Raw genomic sequence first — 17,457 nt, forward strand, 5'->3', positions numbered from 1 at the left:
ACTGCGGGGCCTTGCGTTGATTTGCTCAGCGCATTTACCACATCAGTTATCACGGAGGATACATGACATACAGGGTCAGCAACTTCATCAACGGCCAGCCGCTGGAGAGTCGCAGCGAGCGGCAAGGGGCCATCTTCAATCCCGCCTGCGGCAAACAGCAGGGGAGCGTGGGGCTTTCCAGCGCCACCGAGTGTCAGGAGGCGATCGCCATCGCCGAGCGCGCCTTTGCCGACTGGTCGCAAACCCCGCCGCTGGTGCGGGCGAGGGTCTTTTTCCGCTTCAAGGAGTTGATGGAGCAGCACAGAGATGAGCTTGCCCAGCTCATCAGCCGCGAGCATGGCAAGGTCTTCTCCGATGCGCAGGGGGAGTTGACCCGCGGGCTGGAGGTGGTGGAGTTTGCTTGCGGCATTCCCCATCTGCTCAAGGGGGAGCACTCCCTCAACGTCGGCCGCGGGGTAGACAGCTACTCCATGATGCAGCCGGTGGGGGTCTGCGCCGGCATCACCCCGTTCAACTTCCCGGCCATGGTGCCGCTCTGGATGTTCCCGGTCGCCATCGCCTGCGGCAACACCTTCATTCTCAAGCCCTCCGAGAAGGATCCCTCCCTCTCGCTGCGGATGGCCGAGCTGCTCAAGGAGGCCGGTCTGCCGGACGGCGTGCTCAACGTGGTGAACGGTGACAAGGAGGTGGTGGATGTGCTGCTGACCGATTCGCGGGTCGGAGCCGTGTCGTTTGTCGGTTCCACCCCCATCGCCCAGTACATCTATGCCACCGCCTCGGCCCACGGCAAACGGGTGCAGGCGCTGGGCGGTGCCAAGAACCACATGGTGGTGATGCCGGATGCGGATCTCGATCAGGCGGTCTCCGCCCTGATGGGGGCTGCTTATGGGGCGGCGGGTGAGCGCTGCATGGCTATTTCGGTGGCCGTGGTGGTGGGGGACGAGACCGCTGATGCGTTGGTGGCCAAGCTGACGCCGCTGGTGGAAAAACTGCGGGTCGGCCCGGGGCTGGGCCAGAGCCCGGAGAACGAAATGGGGCCGCTCATCAGCAAGGAGCATCTGGCCAAGGTGCGCGGCTATGTGGATCAGGGGGTGGCCGAAGGGGCCACGCTGCGGGTCGATGGTCGCACGCTGAGTCACGACGAGGGTTACTTCATCGGTGGCTGCCTGTTTGACCAGGTGACGCCAGAGATGCGCATCTATCGCGAGGAGATCTTCGGCCCTGTGCTCTCCATCGTGCGGGTACCGGATTACGAGACGGCGCTGCGACTCATCAATGAACATGAGTACGGCAATGGCACCGCCATCTTTACCTGCGACGGCGACACCGCGCGGGACTTCACGGCGCGGGTGCAGGTCGGTATGGTAGGGGTGAACGTTCCCATTCCGGTGCCGATGGCGTTTCACAGCTTTGGCGGCTGGAAGCGCTCCATCTTCGGGCCGCTCAACATGCACGGGCCGGACGGGGTTCGCTTCTATACCCGGATGAAGACGGTGACGGCGCGCTGGCCCCAGAGCCTGCGCAGTGGTGCCGAGTTCTCCATGCCGACCATGAAGTGACGCGCTGGCGCGTGTTCATGGCCTAACCTCTTGCCCCCGCCGGTCGTTGATTGGCGGGGGCGAACTCTGTAAAGGAACAACAGATGCGATTGGGAATTCTCGATTGTGACCGGCTCGATCCCGATCTGGCGGATCGTTTTGGCCCCGTTTACTCCGAGATGTTTATCAGGGGCTTTGCGGCCCTGGCCCCCGAACTGGAATTTCGGGTCTGGTCGGCTCTCGATGGGGAGTTGCCGGAGGATCTGCACGAGTGCGATGCCTGGCTCATCACCGGCTCGCGCCACGATGCTTACAGCGATATCCCCTGGATTCAGGCACTGCGGGCGTGGATCCGCCAGGCGCACGATGCCGACGTCAAGCTGGCCGGTGTCTGCTTCGGTCATCAGGTGATCGCCCAGGCGCTGGGTGGCGAAGTGGTGAAGTCCACCAAGGGGTGGGGGCTGGGAGTGTCGGTACATCCCATGCTGGCAGATGAGCCCTGGATGGCGCCGGCGCGGGATCAGATCCGCATTCTGGCGAGCCATCAGGATCAGGTGGCCCTGCTGCCGCCGGGGGCAACCCGACTGGCGGGTAACGATTTTTGTCCCAACTTCATGTTTTTGCAGGGGGATCACATCGTCGCCATTCAGGGGCATCCGGAGTTCTCGGTGGAGTACAACCGGGCGCTGATCGAGCGGCGCCGTGGCCTGTTGCCTGACGAGCGCTACCAGAGCAGCCTCTCCTCGCTGGAGGGGGAGGTGGATTCGGCGACCATGATGCAGTGGCTGCTGCAGTTTCTGGGGATCCTGCCGCTGCGGGCTGGCGCGGCCTGAACCTGGTTTGTCAGCCACCCCTTCGGATGCTAGATTTTGTAGCAAAATGAAGGATCAAGCGCTGAGATGTCGGGATCGAATGGTACACTGGCCGCCCATGTGGCGGCCTGTTTGTCTGGCTTGATTGCCGTCCCGGCCTGAGCCAAACCTGTCTGAGCCAAACCAGTGTGAGAGTGTGACGCCTTGAAACTACAGCAATTGAAGTATTTGATCGCGATCCGGGACCACAACCTCAATGTGTCCGTGGCTTCTGATGCGCTCTTCACCAGTCAGCCAGGGGTCAGCAAACAGATTGGCCTGCTGGAGAGCGAGCTGGGAGTGCGGATCTTCGAGCGCCGTGGCAAGCACCTGCACCGCATCACCCCGGTGGGGGAAGAGATCATCAAGTGTGCCGAGGCGATGCTCAATATCGAGAGCAAGATCAAGGCGATATCCCGCGAGTATCTGGATCCGACCGTGGGCACTCTCAACATCCACACTACCCACACCATCGCCCGCTATCTGCTGCCCAAATCGGTTACCTACTTCACCAAGAAGTACCCCAAGATCTCGTTCCACCTTCATCCGGTGATGTCGGCGAGCAAGGAGCAGATCAGCAAGGGCTACTCCGATTTTTCCATCGTTGCCCACGAGATTGGCTTCGACAAGGAGCTGATTGCGCTGCCCGCCTACCTCTGGACCCTCTCGCTGGTGGTGCCGCAGGATCACCCGCTGGCCAAGGTGAAGAAGCCGACCCTGGAGCAGCTCTGCCACTACCCGATCCTAAGTTACGAGAGCGGCGCCACCGGTCGTCAGGTGCAGGACGAGGTGTTTCAGGCGGCGGGGCTGACCCCGAGTTACTACATGACGGTAATGGATGCCGGAGTGATCAAGCGCTACGTGGAGCTGGGTTTTGGCATCGGCATCATCTCCTCGCTGGTGGCCAACGACACCGACAGCCCCGGGCTGGTCTCCATCAATCTGGAGCACCTGTTCAAGCCCTGCCCGGCGCAGATCTGTTTCAGCAAGAGCATCCTGCTGCAGAACTATATGTATGACTTCATCAGCTCCTTCTCGCCCCACCTCACCAAGGAGGTGATCCAGAGTGTGATGCAGCAGCCGAGTCAGGCGCGCATCGACGAGCTGCTGGCCGGGGTGGAGCTGCCCATCTATTGATCCCGATCGGATTCCCGATCGCTGCCGGTTGTCTCTTCTGTCAGGCTGGGCTCTACTCGGGGTTCAGCCTGTCTCTTTTGGGCTATCTCCATCGTCCGAGGTCTCTATGTCCCGCATTCTGCTGCTTGCCAATCTCAACTGTGATCATGTGCTTTCCCTCTCTGAACCGCTGGTGGCGGGGGCCCGGCTGCAATATGTGGATCAGGGGCGCAGGCTCGGCGGTGGCGCCGCCAACACCGGCATCGGGCTGGTGTGGGCGGGTCACGAGGTGACCATTGCCTCCCGCATCGGGCTGGACGAGACCGGCGACTGGCTGCTGGAGCAGGCGGCCGGTTACGGGCTGGATTGCAGCCATGTGGAGCGCTTCGGCGGCGAGACTGGCGAGCTGCTCATTCTGGTGGACTCCACCGGCGAGCGCACCATACTGCGCCGCCCGCGGCGTCCCGACCTGCCCGGCGATCTGCCGCTGGAGGGGGTGGATTGCCTCTATGTGAACTATCCCGGTACCGCCATCATCAGTTACATGCGCCAGATGCTCGGCAAGAGCTTCGTGGTAGCCCAGTATCCCAAGGGCGGCCAAGCGCGCCGTCCCTGCCATGTGCTGGTAGCCTCCCGCTCTGATCTCGGCGAGGTGAGCGACCCCTGGCAGCATGCCCGCCAGCTGGCGGGGGAGCAGCTCGAATGGCTGGTGTTGACCGAAGGCAAGGCGGGCGCAGTGGCCATCCACGGCGATGAGCAGATCCGGGTTGCCGCTCGGCCCGTCTCGGTGGTCGATACCACGGGGGCGGGAGATGCTTTCGCCGGCGGATTGATACACGGATTGGCGCGGGGCATGGCCATCAAGGATGCGTTGCAGTGTGCGGTGGACTGGGGGGCGTTTGCCGTCGCCTCCGAGAGCTCCATTCCCTCGGTCGCGCTGAAAAACTGGCTGAAACAGCCCCACTGAACCACCTCTCTACTGGTCGATTGAGGGCGGTTCGCGGGCCATCTGGCTGCTGGTCGAAGGGGCTTGATGAAGGGGACTATTCGGGAGATTTACCCGCCATAAAGCGGGCAAACGCCGGGCTAACCCGGCAAGTTTGCGATCAATCAAAGAAAGTGTCGATTTATGTGCATCTTCATCGACACCCGGTTGTGCTGCTCTTAACCTGTCACTCCGCAACTCAGATTAAGAGACAGGCCCCCCTCTGGCAAACCAATGGGCAAACAGAGGCAAACCGGTTGTCTCCTGCCTCTTAGCTCAATGTTGTCGTCCTGATTCCTGGCTTGTAGTAAGAGGCAAGTGCGACCATGCAACTGACACGATTTACCGACTACGCCCTGCGTACCCTGACCTTCCTGGCGGTTCAGCCGGGGGATCGTCTGTCGACCATTACCGAAGTGGCCGATACCTTCGGCATCTCTCGCAACCACGTGGTCAAAATTGTGCACCAGCTTGGCATCAAGGGGTACATCGAGACGGTACGCGGCAAGCACGGTGGCATCCGCCTCGGTCGCTCTGCAGTCTCCATCAACCTGCGGGATGTGGTGATGGACATGGAGCATGTGCTCTGTCCGGTTGATTGCAAGCGTGAAAACTGCCGTCTCTCCGGTGGTTGCCGCATTCAGGGCATTCTGCGCCGCGCCATGAACGCCTTCCTCGAAGTGCTGGGTGAGTACACCCTGGCTGATGCGGTGCGCGATCCCAACCGTCTCTGCCACCTGCTGGGTATCGAGCAAGAGACTATTGTGACCATGGCCTGACGGGGCGTGGAATATCGAACAAGATGTGAAAGGGGCCTGATGGCCCCTTTTGCTTTTGTACGCAGGTGGTTTTTAGCGACTGCCCGGCTGGCGGATCAGGGTGATGGCGCCGTGCAGGCAGGCGAGGCCACAGGCACCGCAGCCATTGCAGGCATCCATATTGACGTTGATGCCGTCGGCCGTGGCCTTGATCGCCTGCTGGGGACAGGCATCTTCACAGAGCAGGCAGTAGAAGCCCTGCCGAGCCTGACAGCTTTCTTCAATCTGTACCCGGGTCTGCACCTGACGGCCCAGTTGCAGGTCGAGGGCGCCGGTGGGACAGGCTCTGGCGCAGCTGCCGCAGTAGCTGCACTGGCCGCAGGCGAGATCGAGCACTGGCGTACCGGCGATGGGACTCCCCTCGTACTCCTCTTGGGTGGCCGGTTTGAGCAGACCGCGCGGGCAGGCCTTGAAACATTCGCCACAGCGGGTGCAGAGGGAGAGGTACTGGGACTCCTCGATGGCCCACGGCGGGCGCGCTTCATGGCAAACCACGGCGGGCTTGCGGGAAGCTTGCCAACCTTGTGTCAGCCAACGGAGGAAATAGTGAGTCATGCTCGCCCCTGATACCTATTAGGGGTTAATTTTATCGAAGTTTCGGGAAGCAGGCCAGAGAATAGCGGCCGTCAGGATCGCAAGCGCAGTTGCCCTTGTGTAAGCTAGGCGGGTCTTTTTACGTGGTTGAATGAAAACATATGTGGCTATTTCTCTGGCGTGCGTCCCTGCTCTATGTCTTTCCCCTGCTGATGTGGGCCTACTGCCGCATCAAGGATATCGAGTTCGCCGAGCTCGATACCGGCGTCAACACCCACAAGTGGGTGGTGCTGGCCGCCTACCTTATCTACGTGGTGCTCTGGATCCTGGTTAACCGTTATCTCGAACTGTTCCTGCGTCAGCGGAGCCGCAAATGATCGACCCCGGGCTCTGGGGGATCTTGTTGCCCGCCGCAGTGCTGGCCCTCGGGCTTGGCTGGCTGATCGGGCGGCGTACCGCTACGGCGCAGGCTCAAGAGCTGATGCTGGCGCAGGAGCGTTATCAGGCGCTGCAGGATCGCTTCGACGAGTTGCAGGATGAGCGGATGCAGGGCCAGCAGAAGCTGGATCAGCAGCAGACCCTGCTGATCAAGCTCACCGCCCGCCTCAAGGATGCGGAAGCGACCCTGCGCAGCGAACGGCTGGCCGCCGCCGAGAAGCTGCAACTGCAACAGGAGGCGGAGCAGCGCCTCAGCCAGCAGTTCGAGAATCTCGCCAACCGGATCTTCGAGCAAAACTCCGGCAACTTCCGCGAATTGAACCAGAACAGCCTCGATCTGCTGCTCACCCCGCTGAAAGAGCAGCTCGAGGGCTTTCGCCGTCAGGTAGGCGAGACTCACGCTCAGGAGACGGCCCAGCGCCACAGCCTCAAGTTCGAGCTGGAACGCCTCGCCGAGCTCAATGCCCGCATGACCGAAGAGGCGGCCGCCCTGACCCGCGCCCTCAAGGGCGACAGCAAGCAGCAGGGCAACTGGGGGGAAGTGGTGTTGGCGCGGATCCTCAGCGAATGCGGCCTGCGCGAGGGCCACGAGTACCACACCCAGGTCAATATCGAGGTGGAGAAGGGCAAGCGCTACCAGCCCGACGTGATTGTCCACCTGCCGCAGGAGAAGGACATCATCATCGACGCCAAGGTGTCGCTGACCGCCTACGAGCGCTGGTACAACGCTGAGGACGAGCTGGAGAAGGCGGTGGCGCTCAAGGAGCACGTCGCCTCGGTGCGCAACCATATCCGCGAGCTGGGCCGCAAGGATTACCAGCAGCTGCCCGGGGTGCGCACCCTCGACTATGTGCTGATGTTCGTGGCGGTAGAGCCCGCCTTCCTCACCGCGATGGAGGCCGATCCCTCGCTGGTGCGTTACGGTCTCGACAACAACATCCTGCTGGTGAGCCCCACCAACCTGATGGTGGCGCTGCGCACCATCGAGAACTTGTGGCGCTACGAGCGGCAGAACCAGAATGCCCGCCAGATTGCCGAGCGGGCCGGTCGTCTCTACGAAAAGCTGCGGCTGTTTGTCGAGGAGATGCAGCAGATGGGCGGCAGCTTGCACAAGGCGCAGGAGAGCTACGACAAGGCAATGGGACGGCTGGTCAACGGCCGTGGCAACCTGATTGCGCAGGTCGAGCGTTTCCGCGAGCTGGGGGTGGAGGTGACCAAGAGCCTGCCCGAGCCGCTGGTGGAACGGGCGCTGGAGCGTGACAAGGAGCGGGAGTAGTTTTCTCCTGTACTACCATCAGCCAAGGCCCAAACCCGGTTTGGGCCTTTTGCTATCTGCCAGCTCGCCCACTGCTGATTCATCATCAGAAATCCGCAAAGCAAACGGCCCACCGAAGTGGGCCGTTGTTATTTGCACTGCCGGTGTTAATCAGCGGCTGGCGGCGTGGGCGCTCAGTTCGGCTTTCTCGCTATCGCTCAGGAAGGCCAGGGTCAGGCCGTTCTGCTGGGCAGTGCGGATTTCGCTGGCGGTCATGCCAGCGGCCGGAGCGGCCACCTCATATTCGTGCGGCAGGTCGATCCCTTCCACCGCAGGGTCATCGGTGTTGAGGCAGGCCAGCACACCGGCAGCCAGGAACTGGCGGATCGGGTGTTCGGTCAGGCTCGCCACCGTGGTGGTCTGGACGTTGGAGGTGAGACAGGATTCGATGCCGATGCGGTGTTCGGCCAGATAGGCCATCAGGGCCGGATCCTGAATCGCTTTGACGCCGTGGCCGATACGCTCGGCGCCCAGCTCGCGAATGGCTTGCCACATGCTCTCGGGGCCAGCGGCTTCACCGGCGTGTACGGTGACGCGCATGCCTGCATCGCGCACCTTGCGGAAGTGGTCGACAAAGAGTTCGCCCGGGAAGCCCAGCTCGTCACCGGCCAGATCGATGGCAACCAGCTTGTCGCGGTGGGCCAGACAGGCGGCCAGCTCCTGATTGCACTGCTCGGTGCCGAAGGTGCGGCTCATGATGCCGATCAGGTTGGTCTTGATGCCGAAATCGCGGCTGCCCGCGGCCACGCCGTCGATGATGGCTTCCACCACGCCCTGCGGGTGCAGCTTGTGGGCCATTGCCATATAGGCCGGGCTGAAGCGCAACTCGGCATAGTCGATACCGGCGCGCAGCAGATCTTCCACGTTTTCGTAAGCAACCCGGCGGCAGGCGTCATAGTCGGCCAGCACGGCCACACCCCAGTCGAGTTTCTTCAGGAAGGCAACCAGACTCGGCTCGTTTTCGACGATCTGTACGTGGGGGCGCAGCGCCTCCAGCTCAAAGGCGGGCAGCTGGATATTGTGTTGGCGACCCAGCTCGAGGATGGTTTGCGGGCGGATGTTGCCGTCCAGATGGCGGTGCAGGTCGGTCAGGGGGATAGATCTGTCAATCATGGGGGCGCCCTCGTCGAGTCAGGTTTGAAAGCCTGCCATTCTAGGCGGGGCTTTCAAAAAAGATACCCCGTTTATGGTTAAACGGGGTTCTGGCGGACGGTGATTTGTCAGGGCGTGATGGGAATCGTTTTTCCCCGGGACTCAGGAGAGATCGAGTTCCTTCAGCTTGCGGGTCAGGGTGTTGCGACCCCAGCCAAGCAGGCGCGCCGCCTCCTGCTTGTGGCCGTGGGTGTATTCCAGCGCCGTCTCCAGCATGATCCGTTCGAACTGGGGCATGGCATCGGCCAGGATGTCTGTCTCTCCCAGCGCCAACTTGCTGGCCACCCACTCTTGCAACTGTTGCTGCCAGCAACCGGGCAACGCCGGTTGGCCCGGTTCGGCGTTGTGGGTGATGGGGGTGAGCAGCTCGGCAGGCAGGTCGCCGACCAGCACTTCTTGCCCCGAGGCCATCACGGTGAGCCAGCGGCAGACGTTCTCCAGCTGGCGCACGTTGCCCGGCCAGGGCAGGCGGCTGATATAGGCCTGGGTATCCGGGTGCAGGCTCTTGGCCTCGACGTTCAGCTCTTTGGCTGCGCGCAGCAGGAAGTGACGGGCCAGCTGGGGGATATCCTCACGACGCTCCTTGAGGGCGGGGATGTGGATGCGAATGACGTTGAGGCGGTGGAACAGATCCTCGCGAAACTCGCCATCGGCGACCCGCTTCTCCAGATTCTGGTGGGTGGCTGCGATGATCCGTACATCCACCTGCACCGGCTGGTGGCCGCCGACTCGATAGAACTGGCCATCGGCCAAGACACGCAGCAGCCGGGTTTGCACATCCAGCGGCATGTCGCCGATCTCGTCGAGAAACAGGGTGCCGCCGTCGGCCTGCTCGAAGCGGCCATGGCGGATGTTGTTGGCGCCGGTGAAGGCCCCCTTCTCGTGACCGAACAGCTCGGATTCGATGAGATCTTTCGGAATGGCAGCCATGTTGAGGGCGATGAAGTTCTTGTGGGCGCGCGGGCTGTGCTTGTGCAGCGCATGGGCGACCAGCTCCTTGCCGGTACCGCTCTGACCGTTGATCAGCACCGAGATGCTGGAGCGTGACAGGCGGCCGATGGCACGGAACACCTCCTGCATCGCCGGTGCCTCACCGATGATTTCGGGAGTGGCGGTGGCCTCTTGCTGGCGAGACTTGCGCTTGGTGCGCTGCTCCTTGAGGTGATTCTCGGCGCGACGCACCAGGGTAACCGCTTCGTCGATGTCGAACGGTTTGGGCAGGTACTCGAAGGCGCCGCGCTGGTAGGCGTTGACCGCGCTGTCGAGATCCGAGTGGGCGGTCATGATGATGATGGGCAGATCGGCTTGACGGCGGTGGATCTGCTCAAGCAGGCTCAGGCCGTCGATGCCGGGCATCCGGATATCGGAGAGGATGACATCGGGCGAGCGCAGCTCAAGGGCGTGCAGCAGGGCTTCGCCATCGGCAAAGCTCTCGCAGTTGAAGCCTTCGCTGCCGAGAGTGCGCTCCAGCACCCAGCGGATAGAACTGTCGTCATCGACGATCCACACTTTGGCGGTCATGGGGTTCCCTTACTTGCGAAGCGGTAGAAAAATGGTGAATTCGGTGTGACCCGGCCAGCTGATGCAGTCAATCCGCCCCTTGTGTTGGTCGATCAGGTTCTGGGCGATGGAGAGGCCGAGCCCGGTGCCCCCCTCCTTGCCGGTGATCATGGGATAGAACAGGGTGTCGCGAATGGCGTCCGGAATACCGGGGCCGTTGTCGATGATCTTGATCTCCGCTGCCAGCCGGTAACGCTGGCCGTGTATGGTGATCTGGAACGCGGTGCGGGTCTTGATACGGATAAGCCCGGTCTGCTCCCCCAGTGCTTCGGCGGCGTTGCGCACTATGTTGAGAAACGCCTGCTGCAGCTGATCCGGCTCCATCTCGAATTCGGGGATGCTGGGATCGTAATCCCGTTCGATGCGAACAGAGGGAGGGAGTTCGAGCTCCACCAGTCGGCGTACCTGCTCCAGCACCGAATGGACATTGTGCATCTGGTGACGGCCGGGGCGCTGGGGGCCGAGCAGCCGATCGACCAGTACCCGCAGCCGATCGGCCTGTTCGATGATGATGCCGGTATATTCGCGCAGCGCCGGATCCGGCAGCTCTTTTTGCAGCAGCTGGGCTGCGCCGCGCAGGCCGCCGAGGGGATTCTTGATTTCGTGGGCCAGCCCGCGCACCAGCTCCTTGGCCGCCAGCTGCTGGGCATGCTGCTGCTGCTCCTGGCTGATCTTCTTCTGCTGGTCGATCTTGCGCAGCTCCACCACCAGCAGACGCTGTGCGTGGTCGGCCATCGGGGTGGCGCTCAGCTCCACCAGTCGCGGTTCTCCCTCTACCACCAGAGTCACTTCGCTATCGGTAAAGCCTTGCCCTGACGCGAGGCACTGCTTGAGCCGCTGCAAATCGAGGGAGATATGTTCCAGCAGATGGGGCAGTTCGATGCCGATCAGCCTGCGTTCACTGAGGGAGAGCAGCTGTTCAGCCGCCGGGTTGACGAATTGGATGCAGAGCCGCTCATCCATCAGGATCACGGCGGTCAGCAAATTATCCAAGAGTGTTTTGGCGTTGTCCGAGCGGGTTGGCACAGGTTTCTCCCTAAAACGGTGCTACACACCTGTTATGCACCGATATGGTGCATAGAGTTTACCCGCATCGGTGCGCTATATCACCCCTAGTCGGCTTTGGGGGTGGGTTTGGGAGCCGGCGTCACGCTCGCTCTATGCAGGTAAAAGGTGACTGCACTGGATTTAGCAAGGATCGTACCGTCTTTAGCGAGCAGCTCGAGCTGAGCCTCGTGGGCGCCGCGATCGACGTTTTCGACGCGGACAGAGAGGCTGTTGCTGACGATGGGGGCGGCTTTGCCATCCAGGGTCAGGCGCACATCATACTGGGTCGGAGGTTTGGGGCTGATGGTGCCCTGAAAGACGATGTTGCCTGTGTTGTCGCGCAGGGTGCTGCCCTGTTCCGGGGAGAGCAGTTCGATGGTCAGCTTGGCCGCCTCTTTCTCTTTCTTGGCATCGGCGCCAGTCAGGCTGTTGAAGTTATCCACCTGCACCGATCTGGGCGCGCTGCTGCCCAGCAGCGGGGCGACCCGCAGATCGACCTCTTTGGCGTTTTTGCCGGGTGGTGGCGCATCCGAGTAGTGGGTGATGCCATTGCCATCGACCCAGGAGTAGACCTTGGCCGCGTCCGCAGCGAACGAGGTCAGCAACAGGAGGCCGAGCACCCCTATGCCATGCTTGTTGTTCATCCATCTCTCCTTGACGGTATTTTGCTTAATCCTATCAGAGAAAAAACCCGCCAGATGGCGGGTTTTGTCACGATTAAGCAAGCTGACCAGATTTAAACGGCCAGTCTGCTGAGACTTAGACGGAGTAGTACAGTTCGAACTCCAGCGGGTGCGGGGTCATGCGCACACGGTCAACATCCTGCTGTTTCAGTTCCAGATAGGAGTTGATGAAGTCATCGCTGAACACGCCGCCGCGGGTCAGGAACTCGCGGTCAGCATCCAGAGCGGCCAGGGCTTCGTCCAGAGAACCGGCAACGGTCGGCACTTCTGCGGCTTCTTCCGGCGGCAGGTCATACAAGTTCTTGTCCATGGCATCGCCCGGATGGATCTTGTTGATGATACCGTCCAGACCGGCCATCAGCTGGGCAGCGAAGGCCAGGTACGGGTTGGCAGCCGGATCCGGGAAGCGCACTTCGATACGACGGGCTTTCGGGCTCGGTACCACCGGGATACGGATGGAGGCAGAGCGGTTGCGGGCAGAGTAGGCCAGCATGACCGGTGCTTCATAACCCGGAACCAGACGCTTGTAGGAGTTGGTGGTCGGGTTGGCGAAGGCGTTGATGGCCTTGGCGTGCTTGATGATACCGCCGATGTAGTGCAGCGCCATCTCTGACAGACCGCCATACAGGTCGCCAGCGAACAGGTTGACGCCGTTCTTGGCCAGAGACTGGTGGCAGTGCATGCCGGAGCCGTTGTCACCGAACATGGGTTTCGGCATGAAGGTGACGGTCTTGTTGTAGGCGTGGGCCACGTTGTGGATCACGTACTTCAGTACCTGTACTTCATCAGCTTTCAGCGTAAGAGTGTTGAAGCGGGTAGCGATCTCGTTCTGACCGGCAGTGGCCACTTCGTGGTGGTGAGCTTCAACGACCTGGCCCATCTCTTCCAGCACCAGACACATGGCGGCGCGGATATCCTGGGAAGAGTCGACCGGTGCAACCGGGAAGTAACCGCCTTTCACGAACGGACGGTGACCCTTGTTGCCATGCTCATAGGCAGTGCCGGAGTTCCATGCGGCTTCTTCAGATTCGATTTTCACGAAGCTGTGGCCCATGGTGTTGGAGAAAGTAATGTTGTCGAACATGAAGAATTCCGGCTCCGGCCCGAACAGCACGGTGTCAGCGATGCCGCTGGACTTCAGGAAATCTTCTGCACGCTTGGCGATGGAGCGCGGATCGCGGTCGTAGCCCTGCATGGTGGCAGGCTCCAGCACGTCACAAACGATGTTCAGGGTGGTCTCTTCGGTGAACGGGTCCAGCTTGGCGGAGGCTGCGTCCGGCATCAGTACCATGTCGGATTCGTTGATGCCCTTCCAGCCGCCGATGGAGGAACCATCGAACATCTTGCCGTCTTCGAAGAAATCTTCATCAACCTGGTGAGCAGGGATGGATACATGCTGCTCTTTACCCTTGGTGTCGGTAAAGCGCAGATCAACAAACTTGACTTCGTGTTCCTGGATCAGGGCCAAAACGTTCTGGGCTGACATGCTAAGTAACCTCCGGTGTTAAAACTCTCTGGGTGAATGCGTCGTCGTATTCACATAAGCCAGTATCGTGCCAAGTTTGTGACAGCTTGATTTCAGGGCAATCTCGCTGAAGAGGTTCCCCAAAATCAGGCGATCTCGACTCGCGTTGCATCAATTTAGTGCGATGGTGGATCGTTTTGGTGCACTGTAATGGTGCGCGAAATACGGTCACCGCCCATCTAAGCAGGGTTTGTCAGAGAGGTCTATGATCCAGATCTGTTGTTATGCGCGAATGTACTGCAATTCTGCTAGGCAGATCACAAAGGCAAGAGTACAATTAGCGCCCAATTTTACCCGGTGATTGAGGCGAGAATGTTAGAGAATTTACGCAATATTGCGATTATTGCGCACGTTGACCACGGCAAAACGACTCTGGTTGATAAGCTGCTGCAGCAGTCCGGCACCCTGGACCGCTCCACGGAAGGCCAGGAACGGATCATGGACTCCAATGATCTGGAACGGGAACGTGGCATCACCATTCTCGCCAAGAACACTGCGATCCGCTGGAATGACTACCGCATCAACATCGTTGATACCCCGGGTCACGCCGACTTCGGTGGTGAAGTAGAGCGCGTACTGTCCATGGTTGACTCCGTGCTGCTGCTGGTTGACGCCGTAGACGGCCCGATGCCGCAAACCCGTTTCGTGACCCAGAAGGCGTTCGCTCAGGGTCTGAAGCCGATCGTGGTCATCAACAAGGTTGACCGTCCGGGTGCTCGTCCTGACTGGGTAATGGATCAGGTATTCGACCTGTTCGACAACCTGGGCGCGACTGATGAACAGCTGGATTTCAAAGTTGTTTACGCCTCTGCACTGAACGGTTGGGCCACCATGGATCAGGACGTCGAGTCCGAGAACATGGAACCGCTGTTCCAGGCTATCGTTGATAACGTTGAAGCGCCGAAGGCTGATGCCGAAGGTGGTTTCCAGATGCAGATCTCCCAGCTGGACTACAACTCCTACGTGGGCGTTATCGGTATCGGCCGTATCACCCGTGGTCGCGTCAAGACCAACCAGCAAGTCACCATCGTTGGTGCTGACGGCAAGACCCGTAACGGTAAAGTCGGTCAGGTGCTGGGTTACCTGGGTCTGTCCCGTACTGAAGTTACCGACGCGCAAGCGGGTGACATCATCGCTATCACCGGTCTGGGCGAGCTGAAAATCTCCGACACCATCTGTGACAACGGTGCCGTTGAAGCCCTGCCGCCGCTCTCCGTTGACGAGCCGACCGTGAACATGACCTTCCAGGTCAACACCTCACCGTTCGCCGGTAAAGAGGGCAAGTTCGTGACCTCCCGTAACATTCTGGAGCGTCTGAACCAGGAGCTGGTCCACAACGTGGCCCTGCGCGTGGAAGAGACTGATGATCCGGACAAGTTCCGTGTATCCGGTCGTGGTGAACTGCACCTCTCCATCCTGATCGAAAACATGCGTCGCGAAGGTTACGAACTGGCAGTGTCCCGTCCGGAAGTAATCCTGCGTACTGTTGATGGTGTTCTGCAAGAACCGTTCGAAACCGTAACTGTGGACGTTGAAGAAGCGCACCAGGGTTCCGTGATGGAGCAACTGGGTCTGCGTAAAGGCGAAATGACCAACATGACGCCGGATGGCAAGGGTCGTGTCCGTCTGGACTTCATGATCCCGAGCCGTGGCCTGATCGGTTTCCAGACCGAGTTCATGACCATGACCTCAGGTACCGGTCTGCTGTACCACACCTTCGACCACTACGGTCCGCACAAGGGTGGCAGCATCGGTGAGCGTCAGAACGGCGTGCTGATCTCCAACGCTACCGGTAAGGCACTGACTTACGCCCTGTTCGGTCTGCAAGACCGTGGTCGTCTGTTCATCGGTCACGCGACCGAAGTGTACGAAGGCCAGGTGATCGGTATTCACTCCCGTTCCAACGACCTGACTGTTAACTGCCTGAAAGGCAAACAGCTGACCAACATGCGTGCCTCCGGTACCGACGAAGCTCAGGTGCTGACTCCGCCGATCCGCATGACTCTGGAACAGGCTCTCGAGTTCATCGATAACGACGAACTGGTCGAAGTGACTCCGAAGAACATCCGTATCCGCAAGAAATTGCTGACCGAGCTGGATCGCAAGCGCTCTGGCCGTGGTTAATGTCATGTGCTGAGTCTCGGCAGCCCTCGCGGCCGCTGACGGTTCACTGATAAACGGGCCCAAACCTCTGGTTTGGGCCCGTTGTTTTTATACCTGTGATTCACTCTGGCCATCTTGATGAGGTCGTCCAGGCTATCCGGTAATGGGGCTGATGAGCGTTGAGGGAAAGTCGTGGGGATGGGTGAGATAAAAAAGCCGCAGCGGGTGAACGCTGCGGCTTTTTGCTGGCTTGTAGCGAGGGATTACTGGCGCCAGAACGAGGGGAAGAAGAGTACGGCGACCGTCAGGATCTCCAGTCTCCCCAGCAGCATGCCGAATGACAGCAGCCACTTGGCCGATTCCGGCAGGCTGGCAAAGTTGGTACTGGGGCCGACCACCGGGCCCATGCCCGGGCCGACGTTGGCAACGGCGGTGATGGAGCTGGAGATGGCCGTCAGGGGGTCAAGCCCGATGGCACCCAGCAGCGCGGCTATCACCAGAATGATGGCGAAGTAGGCCAGCACGAAGGAGATCATCGAGCGGATGATGGCGTCATTGACCGTCCGGCCGTTGTACTTCTGGGGGAAGACGGCAGAGGGGTGCATCAGCTGGCGCATCTGCTTTCTGAACAGGGCAAACGCCACCTGTACCCGGAAGATCTTGAGACCACCCGCAGTGGAGCCGGAGCAGGCCCCCAGCGCCAGCAGCACGATGAAGACGATGCTGGCGAGCGGTCCCCAGGTGCCGAAGTCACCAAGACCGTAGCCGGTGGTGGTGAGCACCGAGACGATGTTGAAGCAGCTGATGCGCAGGGCATCCCAGAAGCCGAACAGGTCTCTCTCCCACAGATAGAAGGTCATGATGACGGTGACCCACACGACCAGCCAGAAGAAGCCACGCACCTGGGCATCCTTGAACAGGCTGTTGTCCCTGTGGTTGAGGCTCTGCACATAGAGCAGGAAGGGCAGGCCGCCGAGGAACATGAACAGGGTGCCAATCCAGTGGGCCGAGTTGGAGAAGTGGGACATGGATTGATCGGAGGTGGAGTAGCCGCCGGTACTGAGGGTGGTCATGGCGTGGTTGATCGCCTCGAACATGTTCATGCCGCTGGCCCAGTAGGCCATGAAGCAGAGCATGGAGAGCACCAGATAGACCACGACAATGTTGTTGGCGACCGTCTTGGCACGCGGGGCGCTTTTATCTGACCAGTCCGAGCTCTCGGTCTGGAACAGCTTCATGCCGCCGACGTTGAGGTAGGGCAGCACGGCAACCGCCATCACGATAAAGCCGACCCCGCCCAGCCACTGCAGTATGGATCGCCACAACAGGATGCTGTGGGCCATGTTGTCGAGGCCGGAGAGCACGGTGGACCCCGTGGTGGTCACCCCGGACATGGTCTCGAAGTAGGCGTCGGTGAAGTTGATGTGGGTGATGAAGACAAAGGGCAGCGCCCCGAAGATACAGGCCACCACCCAGACCGAGGTGGTGAGCAGGAACATCTCCCGCACCCCCAGGTGGAACTCCGCCTTGCGCCCGTAATGGAGGCAGAGCAGGGCGGCGCCGTGGGTGATCAGCACGGACTTGAGAAACTCGACAAATCCCTCTGACCCGGTGAGCAGTGCCAGCAAGGTGGGCAGCCACATGAAGAGCGCCAGCTTGGAGAGCACCAGCCCGAGGGTGAAGATAATTGGACGCAGCTTGATCATGTTCGATAACCTGGTCGTTGATTAACAAAAGACCCGGACCATCCCCTTGGGGGAGCTGAGCCGGGTCTGGTTTGACAGCCTGTGCA

The 17,457-nt window shown here is 60.6% G+C and carries 15 protein-coding genes; 8 read left to right on the forward strand and 7 right to left on the reverse strand.

The features are described 5' to 3' along the window. Positions 1-62: 62 nt before the first annotated feature. The 5 genes from ACB042_RS13095 (at position 63) to ACB042_RS13115 (ending at position 5,269) form a co-directional block, all read left to right on the forward strand. Complete coding sequence (locus ACB042_RS13095) at positions 63-1,559, forward strand: CoA-acylating methylmalonate-semialdehyde dehydrogenase (protein ID WP_371178542.1); 1,497 nt, start codon at positions 63-65, stop codon at positions 1,557-1,559. Between the two features lie 83 nt (positions 1,560-1,642). Next, positions 1,643-2,371 (forward strand): glutamine amidotransferase, encoded by a 729-nt coding sequence (locus ACB042_RS13100; protein ID WP_005357481.1) that lies wholly within the window; start codon positions 1,643-1,645, stop codon positions 2,369-2,371. Between the two features lie 183 nt (positions 2,372-2,554). Then, the gene (locus ACB042_RS13105; RefSeq protein ID WP_005339651.1) at positions 2,555-3,526 is read left to right on the forward strand and encodes a LysR substrate-binding domain-containing protein; all 972 of its coding nucleotides are present in this window, start codon (positions 2,555-2,557) and stop codon (positions 3,524-3,526) included. 106 nt (positions 3,527-3,632) lie between these two features. Beyond that, positions 3,633-4,472, forward strand: a complete 840-nt coding sequence (locus tag ACB042_RS13110; RefSeq protein WP_005339652.1) for a PfkB family carbohydrate kinase — start codon at positions 3,633-3,635, stop codon at positions 4,470-4,472. 344 nt (positions 4,473-4,816) lie between these two features. Then, positions 4,817-5,269, forward strand: a complete 453-nt coding sequence (locus tag ACB042_RS13115; protein WP_005339654.1) for an Rrf2 family transcriptional regulator — start codon at positions 4,817-4,819, stop codon at positions 5,267-5,269. A 72-nt stretch (positions 5,270-5,341) separates the two neighbouring features. On the opposite strand, the gene ACB042_RS13120 is transcribed toward ACB042_RS13115, so the two are convergent. Beyond that, on the reverse strand, positions 5,342-5,863 hold the full coding sequence (locus ACB042_RS13120) for a ferredoxin-type protein NapF (RefSeq protein ID WP_005339657.1): 522 nt from the start codon (positions 5,861-5,863) through the stop codon (positions 5,342-5,344). Positions 5,864-6,003: 140 nt separating this feature from the next. On the opposite strand from ACB042_RS13120, the gene ACB042_RS13125 reads away from it, so the two are divergent. Then, positions 6,004-6,219 carry a hypothetical protein gene (locus ACB042_RS13125; protein ID WP_005339659.1) on the forward strand — a complete coding sequence of 72 codons (216 nt, stop codon included), beginning with the start codon at positions 6,004-6,006 and terminating at the stop codon, positions 6,217-6,219. After that, positions 6,216-7,556, forward strand: a complete 1,341-nt coding sequence (gene rmuC / locus ACB042_RS13130) for a DNA recombination protein RmuC (protein WP_150995565.1) — start codon at positions 6,216-6,218, stop codon at positions 7,554-7,556. The genes ACB042_RS13125 and rmuC overlap by 4 nt, the downstream gene beginning before the upstream one ends. 150 nt (positions 7,557-7,706) lie before the next feature. Here rmuC and add read toward each other — a convergent pair whose 3' ends face one another. The 5 genes from add to glnA all read right to left on the reverse strand — a co-directional run bounded on the left by add (position 7,707) and on the right by glnA (position 13,523). Then, entirely contained in the window at positions 7,707-8,708 is a 1,002-nt protein-coding gene (gene add / locus ACB042_RS13135; RefSeq protein WP_371178543.1) for an adenosine deaminase, read from the reverse strand. A 141-nt stretch (positions 8,709-8,849) separates the two neighbouring features. Further along, positions 8,850-10,268: a nitrogen regulation protein NR(I) gene (gene glnG, locus ACB042_RS13140; protein WP_317114411.1), complete on the reverse strand. Its 1,419-nt coding sequence runs from the start codon at positions 10,266-10,268 to the stop codon at positions 8,850-8,852. A gap of 9 nt (positions 10,269-10,277) precedes the next feature. Next, positions 10,278-11,333: a nitrogen regulation protein NR(II) gene (gene glnL / locus ACB042_RS13145; protein ID WP_371178544.1), complete on the reverse strand. Its 1,056-nt coding sequence runs from the start codon at positions 11,331-11,333 to the stop codon at positions 10,278-10,280. An 86-nt stretch (positions 11,334-11,419) separates the two neighbouring features. Then, on the reverse strand, positions 11,420-11,998 hold the full coding sequence (locus ACB042_RS13150) for a DUF4124 domain-containing protein (RefSeq protein WP_042079784.1): 579 nt from the start codon (positions 11,996-11,998) through the stop codon (positions 11,420-11,422). 115 nt (positions 11,999-12,113) lie between these two features. Continuing rightward, positions 12,114-13,523 carry a glutamate--ammonia ligase gene (glnA, locus tag ACB042_RS13155; protein WP_005339672.1) on the reverse strand — a complete coding sequence of 470 codons (1,410 nt, stop codon included), beginning with the start codon at positions 13,521-13,523 and terminating at the stop codon, positions 12,114-12,116. A gap of 351 nt (positions 13,524-13,874) precedes the next feature. On the opposite strand from glnA, the gene typA reads away from it, so the two are divergent. Next, entirely contained in the window at positions 13,875-15,686 is a 1,812-nt protein-coding gene (gene typA, locus ACB042_RS13160) for a translational GTPase TypA (protein WP_005339679.1), read from the forward strand. A gap of 242 nt (positions 15,687-15,928) precedes the next feature. On the opposite strand, the gene ACB042_RS13165 is transcribed toward typA, so the two are convergent. Then, the gene (locus ACB042_RS13165) at positions 15,929-17,371 is read right to left on the reverse strand and encodes a TrkH family potassium uptake protein (RefSeq protein WP_069527008.1); all 1,443 of its coding nucleotides are present in this window, start codon (positions 17,369-17,371) and stop codon (positions 15,929-15,931) included. Positions 17,372-17,457: the final 86 nt, after the last annotated feature.

The organism is Aeromonas sp. S13(2024) (assembly GCF_041402405.1).
In the GTDB taxonomy this organism is placed as follows: Bacteria; Pseudomonadota; Gammaproteobacteria; order Enterobacterales; family Aeromonadaceae; genus Aeromonas; species Aeromonas veronii.